Source organism: Pontibacter toksunensis (genome assembly GCF_042686245.1).
Classification (GTDB): Bacteria; Bacteroidota; Bacteroidia; order Cytophagales; family Hymenobacteraceae; genus Pontibacter; species Pontibacter toksunensis.
The window spans coordinates 172,453-189,341 of the sequence record NZ_JBHUOX010000012.1; the positions used below are offsets into that span (position 1 = coordinate 172,453).

Genomic DNA, 16,889 nt, shown 5'->3' on the forward strand with positions numbered 1-16,889 from the left:
CCTCCGCTGCCGTAAATCTGCAGTTTTATCTTTTTACCTATCTCCCCAAGAAAAGATCTTTTCCATAGAAGGAACTACCACTACCACTATACTGGTAAGACCCCTACCCCAGTCATGGAGCACAGGCAGTTGGTGAAGCAATAGGTAAGGAGTGTATAAATAGATGAACAGCCTCCACGCATGCACCATTTTTACGGAGAAAAATTATATCCAATCATCCGGCATGGGCATAATTTTTTACTTCTTCATAAACAATTTATGGGCCAGGAGAAGTTAACACAGAATGTACTTATTCAGATAATTAAGTTACATGAATTGAGAAAACATCCTATTTTCGCTTCCGTAAAGCTAGCAAATTATAAACCATCAAACTTTCTGGCTATGAGAAAATTAACTTCCCCACTTCTCCTGATTTTAGTCTTTTTTGCTTTGAGCTCCTGTGATCATCTCAGGGATTACCTGGAAGAGCCAAAACCGCACGAACCAGGAACAAAAGAATTTGCAACAGGGCTGGCTACTCCCCTTGGGATAGACTTAGACAAATACCAAAGACTATGGGTGGCCGAAGCCGGAACAGGCATGAATGATGGACAGGTGTCTGTTGTTTTACCAAACGGACAGGTTCATACCGTGTTAGAAGGGTTTGTATCCGTCTCTGATCCGCAGGGGCTCCCTTCAGGCCTGAATCACCTGTTGTATGACAATGGAACCCTCTGGATTTTGAATGGAGTATCAGGAAGGCTATATAAAGCAGACGTGTCAAACTTTATGCCTGGCGACGCACCGATGCAGGCAAGCGAACTGGAGTACCAGGAGATCAGGCCGTTTATACTGAACCTGGGTTATCATGAATCAAACGCCTACAAAATGGCAATGGGGCCTGGGGGTGAATTATACATTGTAGATGCTGGCGCAAACGCCATCATTCGCCGTGATTCGCAGACAAGTGAACTGAGTATTTTCACAGAGTTTGCTCCAATTACGAACCCCACCAATGTTGGTCCTCCGCAAATTGACCCTGTTCCTACCGGAATTGTTTTCGACAAAGACCGTTTCCTGGTAACTACACTGACCGGCTTTCCTTTTCTGGAGGGACTGGCAACGATATATGAAGTTGACTTAGACGGAAATCAATCTGTTTACCAGGATGGACTCACAACACTGGTGGACATTGAGATACCTGCAAATAAAAGGCCGCTTGTTTTGCAATTCGCAGAGTTTGGCCCTACTGGCTGGATACCAGGCACAGGACAAATCATACAAGCCACCGAAACACAAACAACAATGCAGCATAGCGGGCTAACAACTGCCGCTGATATGGAACTGGTTGGCCCAAGAGTGGCCTATGTGTCGAACCTGGCGGAAGGAAAAATAATAAGAGTGACATTCTGATTCAGGTAATATAAGTAAAAGCCGCTACAGCGAAAGAAAGCTCTTTTGCTGTAGCGGCTTTTGTTTGCGTTCTCCCCTAATGCTCTGTTTTCTTCAGATTTGCTATTTGATGGTAGTGTCTGCTACATAGCAACTGAAAAACTATAGCTTATTTACATTAATGCTGGTTGAACAATAGCAGTGGATTTATGTGGAAGCTTGACAATCATTTCTGTGTACTCTCCTTCTGCTGTTTGCACCTGCAGTTCTCCACGATGGCCTTTGGTGATGATGTCATAACTGAGCGACAGACCCAGACCTATACCCTGACCAGTAGCCTTGGTGGTAAAGAAGGGCTGGAAGATCTTGTTTTTCACAGTGTCAGACATTCCAACCCCATTGTCTTTTACCCGGATTTCAACCTGCCCCTCCTTACAGAGCGTCTGCACTTCCACTTTAGGTATATATCCATCCGGGTTATACTTCTGCTTCAGCCGTACAGCATAAAAGGCGTTATTGAACAGGTTGAGGAGCACCCGGCCTAGTTCCTGGGGCACCACCTCCACATTTTCCAGTTTTGGGTCAAAATCGGTATGAATGGTGCAGGCAAAGTCCTTCTCTCTGGCCCTAAAGCCATGGTACGCCAGGCCCAAGTATTCATCCGTCAGCCTGTTAAGATTGGTAAGTTGCCGCTCACCGGAGCTTGCCGGGGAGTGGTCAAGCATATTTTTTACGATGGCGTCTGCACGCCGCCCGTGGTGGTGGATTTTATGCAGGTTCTGCTCCAGATTCACCAGAATGCTTCCGGCTTCTTCTGTTACCTCCTGCGGTAGTTGACGGAAAGGGCCTTCCCGCAGTTCTTCCACCAGTTCAGTACTCACCTCCGAAAAATTATTGACAAAGTTCAGCGGATTCTGAATCTCATGGGCAATACCCGCGGTAAGTTCTCCTAAAGAGGCCATCTTTTCAGATTGAATCAACTGCGCCTGGAGTGTTTTAAGCTCTTGTAAAGCTTCCTCTGTCTTCTCTTTCTGCTGCTTCAGGAGAGCGTTTGCTTTTTGCTTTTGACGGTTGTTGAGGAACAGCACCAAGGCCACCAGCAAAACAACCCCTATTACCGAGAGCAGCCCGTATATTCTCATCCTGCTGCGGTATTCTTTCTGAGACATCTCCAGCTCTCTCTTTTTAATCTGTTCATTGAAGAGTAAATTAGAAATTTTTGCCATCCTCTCTTTATTATACAGGCTGTCTTTCGCGGCCGAGGCAATTTTATAATACTGCAAAGCCTCCTGGTGATCATGCTGGCCTTCATACAACTCGCTTAAAAGCAAGCTGGGCTCAGTCAGTACATCGGCTTGAATAGGGGGCACCTCTGCAAAGGCGTAGGATTTTTTGGCATAAAGAAAAGCAGAATCTAATTGCCCTCTTTCTTTGTGTAACTTTGCTATGGCATGATGGCTCCACGATAAGGTAGCCGCTTTATTTTGCTTGCTTAAAACTGGGAGAGCTTTGTGATAATAAGCCATAGCAAGATCGAACTGCCCCTTCTTTTCCTGAAGCTCTCCCCAAGACAACAAAGTTTCACCAGCAAATTTATGTTTTAATTGAGCCTCATGAACAAGCTTGACGGCTTCCCCAAGATAAATGGACGCAGAATCCAGTTGATTCATCTTTACAAAACTTTTCCCCACGTTAATGAGCATGGCTACAAGAAAGGGAGAATTTTCTCTTTCTCTGATTTGTGCTAAGGCTTGTTTATAACGGATTAGCGCATTTTGGTAATCTCCATTTTCTAAGTAGTAAATACCATAGAAATTAGTAGCTAACACTATTCCATCTATATAATTATTTGTTTGACTCACTTCTAACAACTGTTGAAGCGATTCAAAAGCCCTTGTTATATCCCCTTTTAGGTAATATATTTTTACTAAGGAAAACAAACTTCTGGCTTCGCCTCTTGCATAATCCAGTTTCTTAGAAAGTTCCAAAGCTCGATTAGCATATAAAAGTAAAGTATCACTATTGATGGTATTACCATGGTTATCTAACTCTATCAGAACTTTAACCTGATTAGTATCAGGTTTTGCAGTTGCAAGTTCTCTTTTAAGGCTGTCAACAACAGTTGCTTGTTGAGCTACAACCGGAAGTGTCGTAAAAAGGAATATTAAAAGCAGGAAAGTGATTCTCATCAAAGCTTCTCAAAAAAATTGCCAATTTCTGAACTGCGTCAATAGTTCCAGGACCTTGACCAGGAGGTATAGTCGTTTCGTCCTTCCCTTATAATTCATTTATAGCTCTAGGTTGAGCAGATAATACACCTATAACAATATAATGAATTACTAAACAACTTGAACTAAAACGATACAATATTTACAATTGGTTTAGTACCTGGTGTGCCATTCAACAGATTGATTTTTTTATTCTTTTGCCCTAAAACTAAAAGGGCAGCTTCACAAAATGTGAAGCTGCCCTTTTAGTCATGTCTAGGTCTACAAAAAACCGGCTTAGCGTTTAGTACCAGAAGCTGCATTTTCCTTTATAAAATTAGTCGCCCAGGGAATAAAGTACTTGATGTTGGGGGCGTCGGTATGTCCGCCATCATGTTGCCGCCATGCCAGTTCACCGTCGAGTAAACTTACATTCACGCCGGGCATTTTAGCTGTTTTGTAATCATGCCCTACGCCGAGGTCTTTGGCTCCTAGCAGCTGATAAACCGGTCCGGCTGCTACAGTGGCCATGTAACTCCCCTGCTGGTCCAGCCATTTGGCATCGCCTTTTTCGGGTATACCATAGCTGATGAAGAGCGGGCGGGGAGCGCTCAAAGCAATCAGTTGGTGCGCATCTACCGGAATGTCATTCGCATTTTTGCTGCCAAATGAAGCCTCCGAGGCTCCGTACTTCAGGAAGTTACCCGCCATCCAGTGGTACTCGCCGCTACTGGTCAGGCTTTCCACGGCTTCCCCGAAATTGCGCCGGTGCAATTTGGCACCTCCCTCCCCGGAAGAGCCAATCAGGCCCGTAAAGAACCGCTGGTCGAAAGCCATAGTTACCAGTGCCGCTTTACCAAACCGGGACACACCTTCTATGCCTACGTGCCTTGCATCTACCGCCGGGTCTGTTTCCAGGTAGTCCAGTCCGCGGGAAGCGCCCCAGGCCCAGGCCCGTAAAGCACCCCAGTCGTCAGGCTTGCGGGGCTGCCCCTTGTTTACCAAACCAATAATGCCTTTGGTGAGGCCTGCGCCATTATCTGCCTGTATGCTGCCTGGCTCTATCAGGGCATAGCCCCAGCCTGCCGCCAGCAGTTGCTGCGGTGTGGGCGGGTCACCGGCTGGTGGCGGTCCGAAGTTTGGAATAGCGGCAGTTATCGGGTTATAGGCCGGGTACTGCTCAAACACCTCCTTCAGCGAGGGGTCTGTTTTAATCAGCAGCTCTTTGAATGCCGCATTAATCTTTTCAAGGTCCTCCTTCGGCGGTTGCGCCGGGGCAGGCAAGGCGCTGCGTCCGAACATCATCAGCACCGGCACCGGTCCTTTGGCGTTGGCTGGCGTTACCACCGTCAAGTTAATTTTTACGTCCAGCAAGGGGTATTCTGTGTTATCCACCTGCCCCACCAGCTGCTTTGCATTGACTGGTATCCAACCCACATATTCCCTTTCCGAGATCAGGGTTTTCCAGGTGACTTTAGGTACATTCTTCGGCACCCGGCCAAATACTTCCCGCTCAAATTCCTCCACGATCTCTGGCCGCCGCTTGTTCCACCACATGGCCGGCGTTGTAACTTTTCTGCCATTTTTCAGCGTCAGCACTTCCGGCAGGTTTGGGTAAGGATTTGCCAGCGCTTCGTCGTAGTTGGCATGGTTGGGTGCCGACTCATCGCCGCTGGGCCCGGGCCTCAGCGCCTTTATACCCAACTGCTTCATCATGTGCTGGTGATCCTGTTCAGCGGTAAAATTAACGACTGCCGGGTACCGGGCACTGGCGCCGGCAGGCGCCTGCTGTGCCGAAGCGGAGGATACCGCCATGGCAAAGAAAAAATAAAGGACCTTTTTCATAAGGTGTTTTTTGTTGCGGTTGAGGTTTACTCGTCAGTCCGGAACGGAGAAGCCGGCAAACCTTCTTTGTTATATAGATTGGCACCAGCAGGATTATCGGCCCAGGCGTAGCGTACATATTTAGGCTCCGGTACTTCCTCGCTCCAGACCACTACCTTATCTCCCTCAATCCTGGCTTTGGCCCAGACAAATTCCTTATCGGCTCCGGCAATAGCGAACCAACTCAGTTCTTCCTCATCGTTAGAAACCAAGCCGCTCCCCACATTTGTAAAGCTGAGGATGATTTTATTTCCATCGACTTCAGCTGACTGGAAAAGGGGGCCGGATGAGACTACTTTCTTATCGTCGTATATTAGTTTCTGGGCTGCCAGGGCCAGGCGTTCCCCTACGTCCTTTTTATTGTCCGGATGGATGTCATTCCATTCCCCTAATTCAATGGTCACGGCCATGGCGGTGTTGGGCACAGACAAGGTTTCAAGGGCAGCTTCCCGCATCAGCGCCCAGTTGCTTTCTGAGGGAAGGTAGTTCACCTCCATAAAGTTCGGCAGCTGCACATACAGGAACGGCAGGTTGCCTTGCTGCCACTTGTTGCGCCAATCGGCTATCAGGGCCGGCAGCAGCTTTTTATACTCCGCCGGGTTACCGGCATTGCTTTCTCCCTGGTACCACAATATTCCTTTAATGGTATAGGGAATAACCGGTGCCACCATGGCATTATATAAGGCGGTGGGTTGGTTTTGCACGTTAATACCCCCATCGTTTCCGCTGCCACTCACCGGCTGGTACACATCCCCTACTTTATACTGCCAGGTTCCTTTCAGGTCCAGGGTCTGGTTGTTTGCTTCTACGTAATAAGGTTTGTCCGGCACAAACCCGCCTTTTCCGTTGAAGTTCTGCACCCTCACCACGAAAACATTTTTCCCGGGTTTCAAAATACCTGCCGGCAGGCTATACCTGCGCTGCGGATACTGGTATGTCGTATTACCCACCTTTTCTCCATTGATGTACAAAGCATCCGCGTCAACGATCCTGCCCAAAAACACTTTTGCCGGCACCCCGGTCATGGCGGCCGGCACGTCTATTTCGCGGCGGTACCAGACTGCACCATTCAGGTCCTTAATTCCCTGGTCTTCCCAATAGCCGGGAATGTTAATGTCGCGCCACCCTTTGGGCTCGTACGCTGTTTCGTACCATTTCACCGACGCCGTCAGCCCCTTGTCCTGCTCCGGTTTTTGACTATTTGCCCTGGCAGTTGCCAGCGCGCGACGCTTTATCGGGTTCACATAACTGGTGTCTTTGTTCCGGTCTACAGTAGCGAGTGCCGTAGCGAAATCCTTCAGCCCTTCTTCGCTCATCCAGGCCTCGATCGGGGTACCGCCCACACTGGCATTGATCAGGCCAATCGGAATTTTGTACTGGTTGTACAGTTTGCGGGCGAAGAAATAAGCAACGGCTGAGAAATTATTCACATCCTCTGGGTTAGCCGATTTCCACGATCCGGCAGGTAGTTCCTGTGCAGGTCCTTCGAGGTTGGTGGTGGTCGGAATCCAGAAATGTCGTATCTGCGGGTAGTTGGCAGTGGCAATATCCTCCGCGTAGGTGATATTGTGCAACGACATCTGGTGCACCATATTCGACTGCCCCGAAACGAAGTAAACATCTCCTGCCAGTATATCATTGATTTTGATCTGGTTGCTGGCCTTGATGTCCATGGTATAAGGGCCGGCTGCTTTTATGGGCGCAAGCGTGATCAGCCACTTTCCGTCCGCACCGGTCGTGGCCCTGTATGTCCTGCCATCGAACCTGACCGTCACCTTCTCCCCCGGGCTTGCCCAGCCCCACACTTTGGTTTTGGCGTTTCGTTGCAGCACCATGCCATCACTGATAAGCTCCGGTAGCCTTACCTGGGCCAGCGCTCCGAAGGTGCTGAACTGGAAAAGAAACAGGACAAGGATATGGATGATTTTAGATTTTTTAACTTTAATCAAATTGTCATACTTCATAAAATGCACGTGGTGTTAAGTTGATGAGAAAGGAAGGCAGGCTCCATATCAGGATAGATGATGCCCCTCTTTCATGTTTAGCTGCTAGTACAAAGTAAAGCAGTACAACTTCTATATTTTACAAAAAGAATGGTAAAAGCAAAATTGTATTTAAAATTAGTCAAATTTCCTTTTCTTTACCCGCACGTTCACCAACATGATGCAAATCAATTTGATCAAATCAAATTTACAGCTGGTATAAAAGAGGATTCACTTGTAATGTATAAGGTGCTGAGGGCTTACTGGTAAAATAAAAAAAGGGAGAAAGTTTACTTTCTAAACCAAAAAAGGATTAACGGGAAAGCTAAGAAATATAGCTTTCACTTATTACAGGAGGAGAAGCTTTTAAGGCAGTTCTGTTATCTCATCTGAGCATTCCGGTAAAACCGGAAAATAACAGCCACTGCCACCAGCACCAGTCCTACCCATGCCACGGTGATGATGCCGGGACTGGCTGCCATACCCAACTGTCGATGCTTCAGGACAATGCCATAGAAAGCCCACAAAGTGACAAGGCCTACAAAGGGATTGTACCGGGAGAGCACTAAAAAAATGGTCAGGAAAGCGGCAAACACTATCACAGAAATGGCCCAGAATGCAGGTGCCAGTCCGAAGCCATTCCAGCCTAAGCCAACCAGGGCGGCGCTGATGTTTGCCACTGTGGCAATGCAAATCCAGCCAAAATAAATACTGAGCGGGAACTGCGTCAGCCAGCGGGAGGCAGATGAACGGGTGGGGTCATAGATGTGCAGCCTGAGCTGAATGGCTGTTAAAGTGATCAACTGAATCAGCATCAGCACAACCGAGGTAATCAGCCACTCATACACCCAGGCTATTGTCCAGGCACCAGTAGCCAGGTTGTTTAAGATAAACAAATAGCCTATACGCGCCAGGTCCTTGTTGGCTTCGTGGCCTGCACCAGCCTTAAAGGCTTTTATCAGGTGGTAAACACAGAAAACGGTAAGCGCCAGGTAAATAACTCCCCATATGGCAAACGTTATGCCTGCCGGTGTAAACAGGTTTGGGTATTTATTTGAAACTTCGCCTATGGTCTGGTCATTGAGCAGCTCCAGCTGGGTTAACTGCGATGGCACCAGGTGCACCAGGAAGAAGACTGTATTGAGTATGGCCATGGTTTTTATCTTCTTCATCCGTTGCAGGAGCTGCCGTTTCATTGGTTTATACTTAAGCTTCCGATTGTTCTCCTACGGCAAAGGCGAGTGCAGGTAATAGGCTGTCGTATTTGCGCAAAAGAGGAATCCATGCAAAAGAAGCCTTAAAGGGCTACATTGCCCGGAATAGTAAAGCTATTTTAACTTACTATTTCCTTTTTTATCTATGATCGGCATCCGGTCACGATGCTGGCATTGCTTCATGCATGCCAGCTAACACCTGCCGTATACCTATCCTTTATCTGTGCTTTAACTCCGTCACCGCCTCACTCATATCCAGCACTTCCACCGGGAGCAGGCCTTCCAGTATGCTGCTTCCGGCGGCAGATCGGTAGCCTCCGGCACAATGCACCACTACCGGTTTGTCTGTCGGTATTTCTTTGGCTCTTTCCCTTAGTTCCGGCAGCGGAATGGTGATGGCATGTTCGAAGAACTTTCCGGCCTTCGTCTCGCTGCTGTTTCGGATATCTACTACTGTGAAAGCAGTTTCTGCGGTCCTGAAACTTTCTTTGTCGAAAGCTGCGCTTGCTTTACCGCCTGCCTTGTCATACACTAAGGCCCCTTCCACTAAGAGTTCATAGCCTATCTTCGCTGCTTTTTCCAGAAGCTGCTCCAGAGCTTCACCTGACTCTGCAACCAGGTAGTACTTTTCGTCAGGCGCCACAACGCTGCCCAGCCAGGTCTCGAATTTATCTCCATTCTGTATGTTGATGGCGCCTGCTATATGTCCTTTTTTAAAATCCTTCTGGGGTCGCCCGTCCACTACTAAAATGCCAGCCTCAGGAGTCGTATTTTTTTCCAGCTTCCTCACCTCCTGCAGGGACTTCCGGCAGGCTGGTGCTCCTTTTTTATTCAGGTCCACATCATAGCCAAAGTATTTTGGAATGAAAGGCTGGTCCTCTACAATCAGCTTTACGAAAGCCTCCTCACTCATCTCCTGGAGGGCCGGGTTTCTGAGCTTCTCTGCCCCAATGGTACTGCTGTTGGCTTCACTCAAGCCCTTTCCGCAGAGGGTACCAGCACCATGGGCCGGAAGCACCTCCACCTGGTCGTCCAGCTTCATTAGTTTTTCTCGGGTGCTGTGGTACATCTGCCGGGCCAGCTCATCCCTTTTCGCTGTGATATTGCCCGCTCGCTCGCGCAGGTCCGGACGTCCCACGTCACCAATAAAAAGGGTGTCACCGGTAAATACCGCCTTGTCTCTTCCCTCGTGCTCCAGCACAATGCTGATACCGTCGGGGGAGTGGCCGGGTGTGTGCAGCGATCTGAGTTTTATGTTGCCCAGTCTGAGCACGGCACCTTCATCGAATGCCAGGTGCGGGTAGTCTGCTCCCACCAGGCTGTGGGTATAGATGGTGGCGCCAGTTTTATGGTGTATTTCCAGGTGGGAGCTCACAAAATCTGCGTGCGGGTGCGTCTCTATTACTCCCACAATTCTGGCATCGTTCGCGGCTGCATAATCAAAGTAAAGCTGTGGATCACGGGCAGGGTCTATCAGGACAATTTCACAATTGCTTTCGCTTAGCACGGCATAAGCGAAATGCGCCAGCCCCTTATCTTCAAATTGCTTTATTTTCATGTTTGTATCGTTTGTTGCTTGTACTAATGATACAAAGGTAGGTATGATAATGAGAAATGTCTGTGACTCTTGTCACATTGGGTTTAGCGCTACAGATCAGCAGCAGTCGCTAAGAAAAGCCTTCCTTTAGATAAAGCTTTAGTTGATAAAAAATTTAACCGATGATGAAAACTACATGAGGTATAGCTATTCAGGAAAGCTCAGAAAAGAGCAATGTCCTGCTGCCTATCATTCGCTTTTAACGATACCTGCTTACCGGTCGAAGTCCTCGAGGAATTGATTTAAATCATCGCGCACGTAAATCCTGTTTCTTTCCAGCTCAACCAGCTTCCGTTTCTCCAGTTGTTTGAGCAGCCTGGAAATAACCTCCCGGGAGGTGCCCAGTTCGCTGGCGATTTCCTGGTGGGTAACCAATAGCTCCAGTGTCTTTAACTGCTTTGACTTGACCACCAGGTAGCGGAGCAGACGCTCGTCCATTTTTTTGAATGCTACAGCATCAATGGTCTGCAGCAACTCCTGGAATCGCTTCTGGTAAGTCATTGCTACAAACTCCTTCCACTGCCTGTACGCGTTCATCCACTCTTCATGCTTCTGCACCGGGATAGCGAGTATCTTTGTTTTTTCCTCCGCCACCGCTTTGATGTCGCTGGTGCTTGAGGTGCTGCAACAGGTCAGGGAAACAGCACAGGTATCACCGCCTTCAATGTAATATAGCAACAGCTCATGACCTAATTCATCGGTCCGCATCACTTTAACGGAACCCTCCAGGATAATAGGGACTATCTGAATATACTGCCCCGGCTCTATGATGGCCTGCCCCGGCTCAAACTCCTGTATTTTGCCTTTCTTTTCCAGCTCTTCCAGCAAAAGGGGATCTGTGATAAATGGTAGTTGCATACTCATACATAAATAAGAACAGCCATGGGTTTGCTCCCTTTCTGTCGTATTAAGGTTGCCTCCTTATACTCACAAGGCATGGCCTATCATTGCTTCGGCGGCTGCAGTCGCTGAAGCTGCTGTTTCATAGCCATCATCGTCTGGCTTTCTGTAACCTCTTTCTTCCAGTTCCTCCAAAGTATGGTAACTTACCACCTCGAATGCATAAACCTCCTGCACGTTAGCGGGCACCCCTGGGGTTTGGCTGGGGCGTTTTTTATAATAGATAGCATATTTCATAATACAATGCTTAACAGGTTCCTCATAGGCGATACATGTCCGGGATTCTTCTGACAATACATATATGTTCGATGAAGAATAAAGGTTTAGAAGTAGCGGACTTTGACAGACAAGCACTGCTTATGGCTGCTATACCTGGCCCCTCAAAACCAGTACCCATCTGCCAGCGTCTCAACAGTCACTGTAAGAACAATTTCCTGATCAGTGGACAGTATATTATCCGGATTAGGGTATAATTGCTGGTAAGAATAAGCGTATATCGAACACAGGATGAGCAGGTGTTTCACACCTGTTATACTTTTCAAAGCATGATGTCGATGGTTTTATCAAGGGGGAAGTCCATTGTGCTCCTGCGGCCTCTGACTTACCGGCACCTCTCTTATTTAGTTGTTTTTTGTGATGAATTTACGTGTTTGTGCGTTAGTTTTATTTAATTTGGTTGCCGTATATAACATGGTGTCAGCTTTACCGGAGCACTGTTTTTTGATGATATGAACTCCTCAGGTAATTGGAATTTTTTAGAGTTTGCCCAAGCTATACCGCCTGCCGATGCACGCCGCAAAATGCCAGAAACGTATCATATAAGGGAGGATTGTTAAAGCAAAAGCCGTGGATCTTCAGTGGTTGAGGTGATAAATTTTAGCTGACTCAACCACATTAAATTTAAATATAGATTGCCTGAAGATTTATTACCTTTAATACTTAAATCCTAAAGATGATTCTTCACCAGAGCAGCCTCATCACACTTGACTATAATCCAGCCACAGATATTTTAGTAGTGGAGTACCCGGATGTACATGATTTTCTGCTTCCACACATTCGGCAGAGCCTGGCTATTATGGTAGAGGCAATCCGGAACTATGATGTAAAAAAGCTATTGCTTGATGCCAGCAGGACCATTATTGATGTAAGCGAAGAGGAGAACAGGCAGCTTACACTGCAGCTTGCTGCCGATTTGATGCATACGAGGCTGCAAAAAGTGGCACGTATTCAGCCTTTAAATTATGTACGCGAGACGAGGGCGCAGGAGAATATTAACCGAATCAGGCAGGAAGGGATGCTCCCTTACCAGTTAGAAACCTTTACCAGCAAAGCCGCTGCCATGGACTGGCTGGCCTCTTAGCTACACCCCGCTAACCTGCACGTGCCTCACCTGTAATATTAAGCTATAAAACAGGGATTTCACCAGCTCAGGAGTTCCTCCATAACTTCTTCTTTTTCTCCTTCAGGTTATACTTTCGCCCAGGCTATTTTCTGAGCTTTACAGCTAGTAACGGCAACATCGCATAACACGCGCTGCCCCTCCTATTCTTTGGGTATTTCAATGTAAAAAGTACTGCCTGCGTTTTCCTCGCTTTCAAACCAGATGTTTCCTTTGTGCCACTCCACAATGGTTTTAATGATACTCATGCCCAAGCCCGTGGAAGGCTCTCCCTTCAGCCCCTCCCGCCTTGCCGGACTAAATTTCTCGAACAACTCCTTGTGAAAGCGCTGCGGGATTCCAATCCCATCATCTTTTATTGTAATGAGCACAGTGGTCTCCCGCTCAAAAATATCAAGGGCTATTATACCTTTATCGTGTGTGAACTTGATGGAATTGGAGATAAGGTTGTTTAATACCTGCAGGAATTTATTCTGGTCTATGTTTATATAGATGGTGTCGCTGGAAGAGTTGAACCGGAAGTCTTTGTTAATGAGCACCTCCCCATCCTTGTACTGGTCCATCATTTCCCTTACTTTCTCAACCAGGTTTACCCTACGCTTCACCATACCGGAATAGGCAGACTCTAAAAATTCCTGCTGAACAAATTCTCTTATCAGGCGAATGCTTTTGTCGCTACTCTCCTTGATAATTCTTATAACATTGTCCAACTCACTGTTCTTGTATTCTGATGTGTAGTCCATTAGAAGTTCCGCTAAGGCATGAACGTTGGCGATTGGCCCGGACAATTCATGGGAGAGGATCTCAAGCACGGAGTTCTTCTTAGAGGCAAACTTCTGAAGGTTGGCTATATTATCTTTTGCTACTGTAATGTCTTCTACAATGCCTGCTATTATCCTCTTCCCCTTACTATCCGTAATCAGCTGCGGGGTTAAAAGCAGCCACATTTCAGAACTGTCAGGAAGAAGGATGCGAAACTCTATTTCATGTTTGGAAGTGCCACTCAGCAGCTCATCGTACTCCTTTACCAGATAATCCATGTCTTCGGGATGAATGGTTTCCAGAAGGATACCCGGATTGTCCATGACGCTTTCCCTTCTGCGGTTCCAGAGGTGACTGAAAGCAGCATTGAGGTAAGTAATGGAAGCAGCGTCCACGTCATAAGCGAACAGCACCTTACTTGTCCTGGAAAATAGCTTTACAAATATTCCGTAATCAATGTCTTCGCTCATGGTTGGTAAGCTTGGGTATGCATTTTATTTTACTGTAGCACCTCCAGAATCGTTGCTGTTATTAACTACCGTTTGCATGTAAAATACTACTGCACAGTATCAATTATGCTATCATGATGTCTCATATAACAGCGCAGCCGTTGCTGTTGTTTACTGCCAGGTTCCTTTGCAGCAGGCTAATGCACACGCTTCATAAAACACCTTCTAATCAGGGAATAGAATGCCTGCAACAAAGGTAAAGTTAATCCTTGTAAGAAAGGTAAAGCATTGATGACAAAAAGATAATGATAGTCGCGCTTTTCATGACAGAATTGATGCAAGGATTAAATACCTGATAATAAAGCGCTTAATGGCGACTATGTTACGTAATATGTAGTATGACAGAAATTTTATACTCCGAAGGCTCCATCGTGTATGCGAAAGTAAATCCTGGCCTTAGATTGAAAGTTCGCCGTTACTTAGACCGTATCTACTACTGCATCGTGCCCGCACAACCCGCTCATAAAGAGTTGGCTTATTTTGAACGGGAGTTGACAGCGGATGCGGCGGTAGCAGGCAACTTACCCCACAGTAACGGGGCTTAACATACCTGCAGCCTTTGTGGCTGTTCCGCTCCGGCCTGGTGAGATATGTATAGGTGCTCTTCATCAAAAAGTACGCACAACCAGAAAGTTGAAAAGACAGAAAAGAGGCTGCCATCTAAAAAATGGCAGCCTCTTTTCTTTTATATAGAGTAACTGCTTTGAGCGTGCTTCAATTGGTGAGGATCCGTCTGAAGAGCAGCTGGCAAAGCCTCTTCCTGTAAAACGATGAAATTGTCAAACTACATTTCAAAAAATGGTTAACTGCATCCCATTCTTCTCATTTTTGCAAAAAAAAGACTAAAACACAGATAATTTTCTATATTTACCTACCTTAAGTCATTTAAAGCAAATAAAAACGCATATAATGAAAAAAATCAAAGTAGGTGTTGTAGGCACGGGCTTTATCGGGCCTGCTCATATAGAAGCGCTTAGGCGGCTTCCAAACGTAGAAGTAGCCGCGCTCTGCGAATTAACCGAGGATATGGCCAAAGAAAAGGCTGCGGCACTTGGCATAGAGCGTTCCTATACTTTCGAGGACCTGTTGAAACAGGATGATATTACAAGCCTCCATATCTGCACCCCAAACTTCCTGCATTACTCTCAATCGAAGGAGGCCCTGAAAGCGGGTAAGCATGTGGTGTGCGAAAAGCCTTTAGCTAAAAATTTAGAAGAGGCTGAGGAACTGGTGCGTATTGCCGCCGAAACGGGTTTGGTAAATGCCGTGCACTTTAACCTCCGTTACTACCCGCTGGTGCGCCAGATGAAGGCTATGCGTGAGAAAGGTGAACTGGGTGAAGTATATTCTTTTATCGGCTCTTATCTGCAGGATTGGCTATTCTACAACACAGACTATAACTGGCGCCTGGAACCAGATAAGTCCGGCGACTCCCGTGCCATAGCCGATATCGGCTCGCACCTGATGGACGTGCTCGAATATATCACAGGTCTGAAAACGACTTCGGTAATGGCTGACTTCAACACCATCCACAAAACGCGTAAGAAGCCACTGAAGCCTGTTGAGACATATTCCGGCAAAATGCTGACGCCCGAGGATTATGCTGATGTGGCAATTACCACCGAAGACCACGCTAACGTTTTACTCCGCTTCGATAATGGTAACAGCGGGGTCATTACCGTATCGCAGGTATCGGCTGGCCGTAAAAACCAGATGAAGCTTGAGATCTCAGGTTCAAAGCAAACGTTTGCCTGGAACTCAGAGGCACCTAACGAAATGTGGGTAGGCAACCGCGACGGCGCAAACCAACTGCTCATGCGCGATCCGTCGCTGGTGCACCCGGAAGTGCGTTCTCTCATAACCTTCCCTGGGGGCCACAACGAAGGTTTCCCGGATACCTCCAAGCAAATGTTCAAAGAAGTGTATGCCGCTATCGAAGAAGGCAAACAGCCCGAAAACCCGACTTACCCGACATTTGCAGACGGGTATCGCGAGCTGTTAATTTGCGAGCGTATACTGGAATCGAACCACAAGCGAGGCTGGGTAGCAGTATAAATCAGCAGCTTTGTGTTTTTAATGAAATTCATTTGATAGTAAAGAAGAGGGTGCTTTAAATGGGTACCCTCTTCTTTTATAAAGCTACTTTCGCTTTTGCAGGTATTCTCCACAACGGGTTATACATAAGCAAAATGCTACAACCGGCCGTTCTGGCCAAGCCATTATTGTTATACTGCCGGGACTGTCAACATTCATTTTCCAGGAGCAGGCAATCCAATCACCACCTTAAAACGTTTATACTGAACTTACTTTAAAAACAGAGAAATTATGGAATTCACCAGCATATTAATATTCATAGGAGGTTTGGGAGGCACAGAGGTTATCCTGATCCTGGCTGTCATCCTGCTGCTTTTCGGAGCCAAGCGCATTCCGGAACTTGCAAAAGGCCTTGGCCGTGGTATACGGGAGTTTAAGGACGCCACAAATGAAATAAAAAGTGATATAGAGGGGTCGAAGCGGGACGACGCGAAAAAGACTGCCAGTGATGTAAAGCCTGAAACGGCTACAATTTAAGATAGCCGCTAAGAGGCGCAGTAACCTCAAAGAAACTGACGCTGCCAATTTATTTTTTAAGCCAGTCCTGTTGCCAGGGATCTTTATTCTTCTCTGGCAACAGGACTGTTTTGTACCCCCTGCAGGAGCAACTCCCTTTGCCACATTTCCTGCCGATGAAACACTGTTTAATGCTATGGGATACAGCTCAATAAATTCGGTTTGATTATTACAGGTGTAGGAACAGCCTTTTTGCTAGAAAATTCATTTAGGAAACCTTCCATCTTTCACATACGGAATTAAGCCTAAGTTTTATTGTCGTTCTTGCTGTTGTAAAGGGCGTCAGATTCATGTCATGATTATGAAATAACATAAAATCTATACCTGCCTTACCTTACCACATTAGTACTTTCATCTGATTCATGGTTAATGTCAATTTCCCTTCATACAATAAAATTGAGCTTGGGTTTGCTCCCCGAAAATTTCTTTAGTACCGCCTGCACCTCTTTACCAC

Annotated in this window: 14 protein-coding genes; 5 read left to right on the top strand and 9 right to left on the bottom strand. The window is 46.8% G+C overall.

Translation table 11 applies throughout. The features are described 5' to 3' along the window. Positions 1–381 precede the first annotated feature (381 nt). On the top strand, positions 382–1,392 hold the full coding sequence (locus ACFS7Z_RS16440; RefSeq protein ID WP_377486787.1) for a ScyD/ScyE family protein: 1,011 nt from the start codon (positions 382–384) through the stop codon (positions 1,390–1,392). Positions 1,393–1,544: 152 nt separating this feature from the next. Here ACFS7Z_RS16440 and ACFS7Z_RS16445 read toward each other — a convergent pair whose 3' ends face one another. From ACFS7Z_RS16445 to ACFS7Z_RS16480, 8 genes are all read right to left on the bottom strand, one after another. Beyond that, entirely contained in the window at positions 1,545–3,560 is a 2,016-nt protein-coding gene (locus tag ACFS7Z_RS16445; protein ID WP_377486790.1) for a tetratricopeptide repeat protein, read from the bottom strand. A gap of 315 nt (positions 3,561–3,875) precedes the next feature. Continuing rightward, the gene (locus ACFS7Z_RS16450; protein ID WP_377486793.1) at positions 3,876–5,423 is read right to left on the bottom strand and encodes an alpha/beta hydrolase family protein; all 1,548 of its coding nucleotides are present in this window, start codon (positions 5,421–5,423) and stop codon (positions 3,876–3,878) included. Positions 5,424–5,449: 26 nt separating this feature from the next. Further along, complete coding sequence (locus ACFS7Z_RS16455; protein ID WP_377486795.1) at positions 5,450–7,426, bottom strand: sialate O-acetylesterase; 1,977 nt, start codon at positions 7,424–7,426, stop codon at positions 5,450–5,452. A gap of 398 nt (positions 7,427–7,824) precedes the next feature. Further along, the gene (locus ACFS7Z_RS16460) at positions 7,825–8,640 is read right to left on the bottom strand and encodes a hypothetical protein (RefSeq protein ID WP_377486797.1); all 816 of its coding nucleotides are present in this window, start codon (positions 8,638–8,640) and stop codon (positions 7,825–7,827) included. A 235-nt stretch (positions 8,641–8,875) separates the two neighbouring features. Then, positions 8,876–10,216 carry an MBL fold metallo-hydrolase gene (locus ACFS7Z_RS16465; RefSeq protein ID WP_377486800.1) on the bottom strand — a complete coding sequence of 447 codons (1,341 nt, stop codon included), beginning with the start codon at positions 10,214–10,216 and terminating at the stop codon, positions 8,876–8,878. Positions 10,217–10,468: 252 nt separating this feature from the next. Then, positions 10,469–11,119 (bottom strand): Crp/Fnr family transcriptional regulator, encoded by a 651-nt coding sequence (locus ACFS7Z_RS16470; RefSeq protein ID WP_377486802.1) that lies wholly within the window; start codon positions 11,117–11,119, stop codon positions 10,469–10,471. A gap of 63 nt (positions 11,120–11,182) precedes the next feature. Next, on the bottom strand, positions 11,183–11,392 hold the full coding sequence (locus ACFS7Z_RS16475; RefSeq protein ID WP_377486804.1) for a hypothetical protein: 210 nt from the start codon (positions 11,390–11,392) through the stop codon (positions 11,183–11,185). A gap of 143 nt (positions 11,393–11,535) precedes the next feature. Then, the gene (locus ACFS7Z_RS16480; RefSeq protein ID WP_377486806.1) at positions 11,536–11,697 is read right to left on the bottom strand and encodes a hypothetical protein; all 162 of its coding nucleotides are present in this window, start codon (positions 11,695–11,697) and stop codon (positions 11,536–11,538) included. A 410-nt stretch (positions 11,698–12,107) separates the two neighbouring features. Between ACFS7Z_RS16480 and ACFS7Z_RS16485 the strand changes: the two genes are divergently transcribed. Next, positions 12,108–12,515 (top strand): hypothetical protein, encoded by a 408-nt coding sequence (locus tag ACFS7Z_RS16485; protein ID WP_377486809.1) that lies wholly within the window; start codon positions 12,108–12,110, stop codon positions 12,513–12,515. A gap of 182 nt (positions 12,516–12,697) precedes the next feature. Here ACFS7Z_RS16485 and ACFS7Z_RS16490 read toward each other — a convergent pair whose 3' ends face one another. After that, positions 12,698–13,786: a PAS domain-containing sensor histidine kinase gene (locus ACFS7Z_RS16490; RefSeq protein WP_377486812.1), complete on the bottom strand. Its 1,089-nt coding sequence runs from the start codon at positions 13,784–13,786 to the stop codon at positions 12,698–12,700. 377 nt (positions 13,787–14,163) lie between these two features. Between ACFS7Z_RS16490 and ACFS7Z_RS16495 the strand changes: the two genes are divergently transcribed. From ACFS7Z_RS16495 to ACFS7Z_RS16505, 3 genes are all read left to right on the top strand, one after another. Next, complete coding sequence (locus ACFS7Z_RS16495; RefSeq protein WP_377486815.1) at positions 14,164–14,370, top strand: hypothetical protein; 207 nt, start codon at positions 14,164–14,166, stop codon at positions 14,368–14,370. A gap of 364 nt (positions 14,371–14,734) precedes the next feature. Next, entirely contained in the window at positions 14,735–15,880 is a 1,146-nt protein-coding gene (locus ACFS7Z_RS16500; protein ID WP_377486817.1) for a Gfo/Idh/MocA family protein, read from the top strand. A 270-nt stretch (positions 15,881–16,150) separates the two neighbouring features. Continuing rightward, entirely contained in the window at positions 16,151–16,396 is a 246-nt protein-coding gene (locus tag ACFS7Z_RS16505; protein ID WP_377486819.1) for a Sec-independent protein translocase subunit TatA/TatB, read from the top strand. Positions 16,397–16,889 lie beyond the last annotated feature (493 nt).

What these genes read in the sequence shown, in the direction of transcription:
- ACFS7Z_RS16455 (WP_377486795.1), bottom strand. Translation starts at nt 7,426, where the DNA reads ATGAAGTATGACAATTTGATTAAAGTTAAAAAATCTAAAATCATCCAT.
- ACFS7Z_RS16475 (WP_377486804.1), bottom strand. Translation starts at nt 11,392, where the DNA reads ATGAAATATGCTATCTATTATAAAAAACGCCCCAGCCAAACCCCAGGG.
- ACFS7Z_RS16465 (WP_377486800.1), bottom strand. Translation starts at nt 10,216, where the DNA reads ATGAAAATAAAGCAATTTGAAGATAAGGGGCTGGCGCATTTCGCTTAT.
- ACFS7Z_RS16490 (WP_377486812.1), bottom strand. Translation starts at nt 13,786, where the DNA reads ATGAGCGAAGACATTGATTACGGAATATTTGTAAAGCTATTTTCCAGG.
- ACFS7Z_RS16495 (WP_377486815.1), top strand. Translation starts at nt 14,164, where the DNA reads ATGACAGAAATTTTATACTCCGAAGGCTCCATCGTGTATGCGAAAGTA.
- ACFS7Z_RS16450 (WP_377486793.1), bottom strand. Translation starts at nt 5,423, where the DNA reads ATGAAAAAGGTCCTTTATTTTTTCTTTGCCATGGCGGTATCCTCCGCT.
- ACFS7Z_RS16500 (WP_377486817.1), top strand. Translation starts at nt 14,735, where the DNA reads ATGAAAAAAATCAAAGTAGGTGTTGTAGGCACGGGCTTTATCGGGCCT.
- ACFS7Z_RS16470 (WP_377486802.1), bottom strand. Translation starts at nt 11,119, where the DNA reads ATGAGTATGCAACTACCATTTATCACAGATCCCCTTTTGCTGGAAGAG.
- ACFS7Z_RS16485 (WP_377486809.1), top strand. Translation starts at nt 12,108, where the DNA reads ATGATTCTTCACCAGAGCAGCCTCATCACACTTGACTATAATCCAGCC.
- ACFS7Z_RS16445 (WP_377486790.1), bottom strand. Translation starts at nt 3,560, where the DNA reads ATGAGAATCACTTTCCTGCTTTTAATATTCCTTTTTACGACACTTCCG.
- ACFS7Z_RS16440 (WP_377486787.1), top strand. Translation starts at nt 382, where the DNA reads ATGAGAAAATTAACTTCCCCACTTCTCCTGATTTTAGTCTTTTTTGCT.
- ACFS7Z_RS16460 (WP_377486797.1), bottom strand. Translation starts at nt 8,640, where the DNA reads ATGAAACGGCAGCTCCTGCAACGGATGAAGAAGATAAAAACCATGGCC.
- ACFS7Z_RS16505 (WP_377486819.1), top strand. Translation starts at nt 16,151, where the DNA reads ATGGAATTCACCAGCATATTAATATTCATAGGAGGTTTGGGAGGCACA.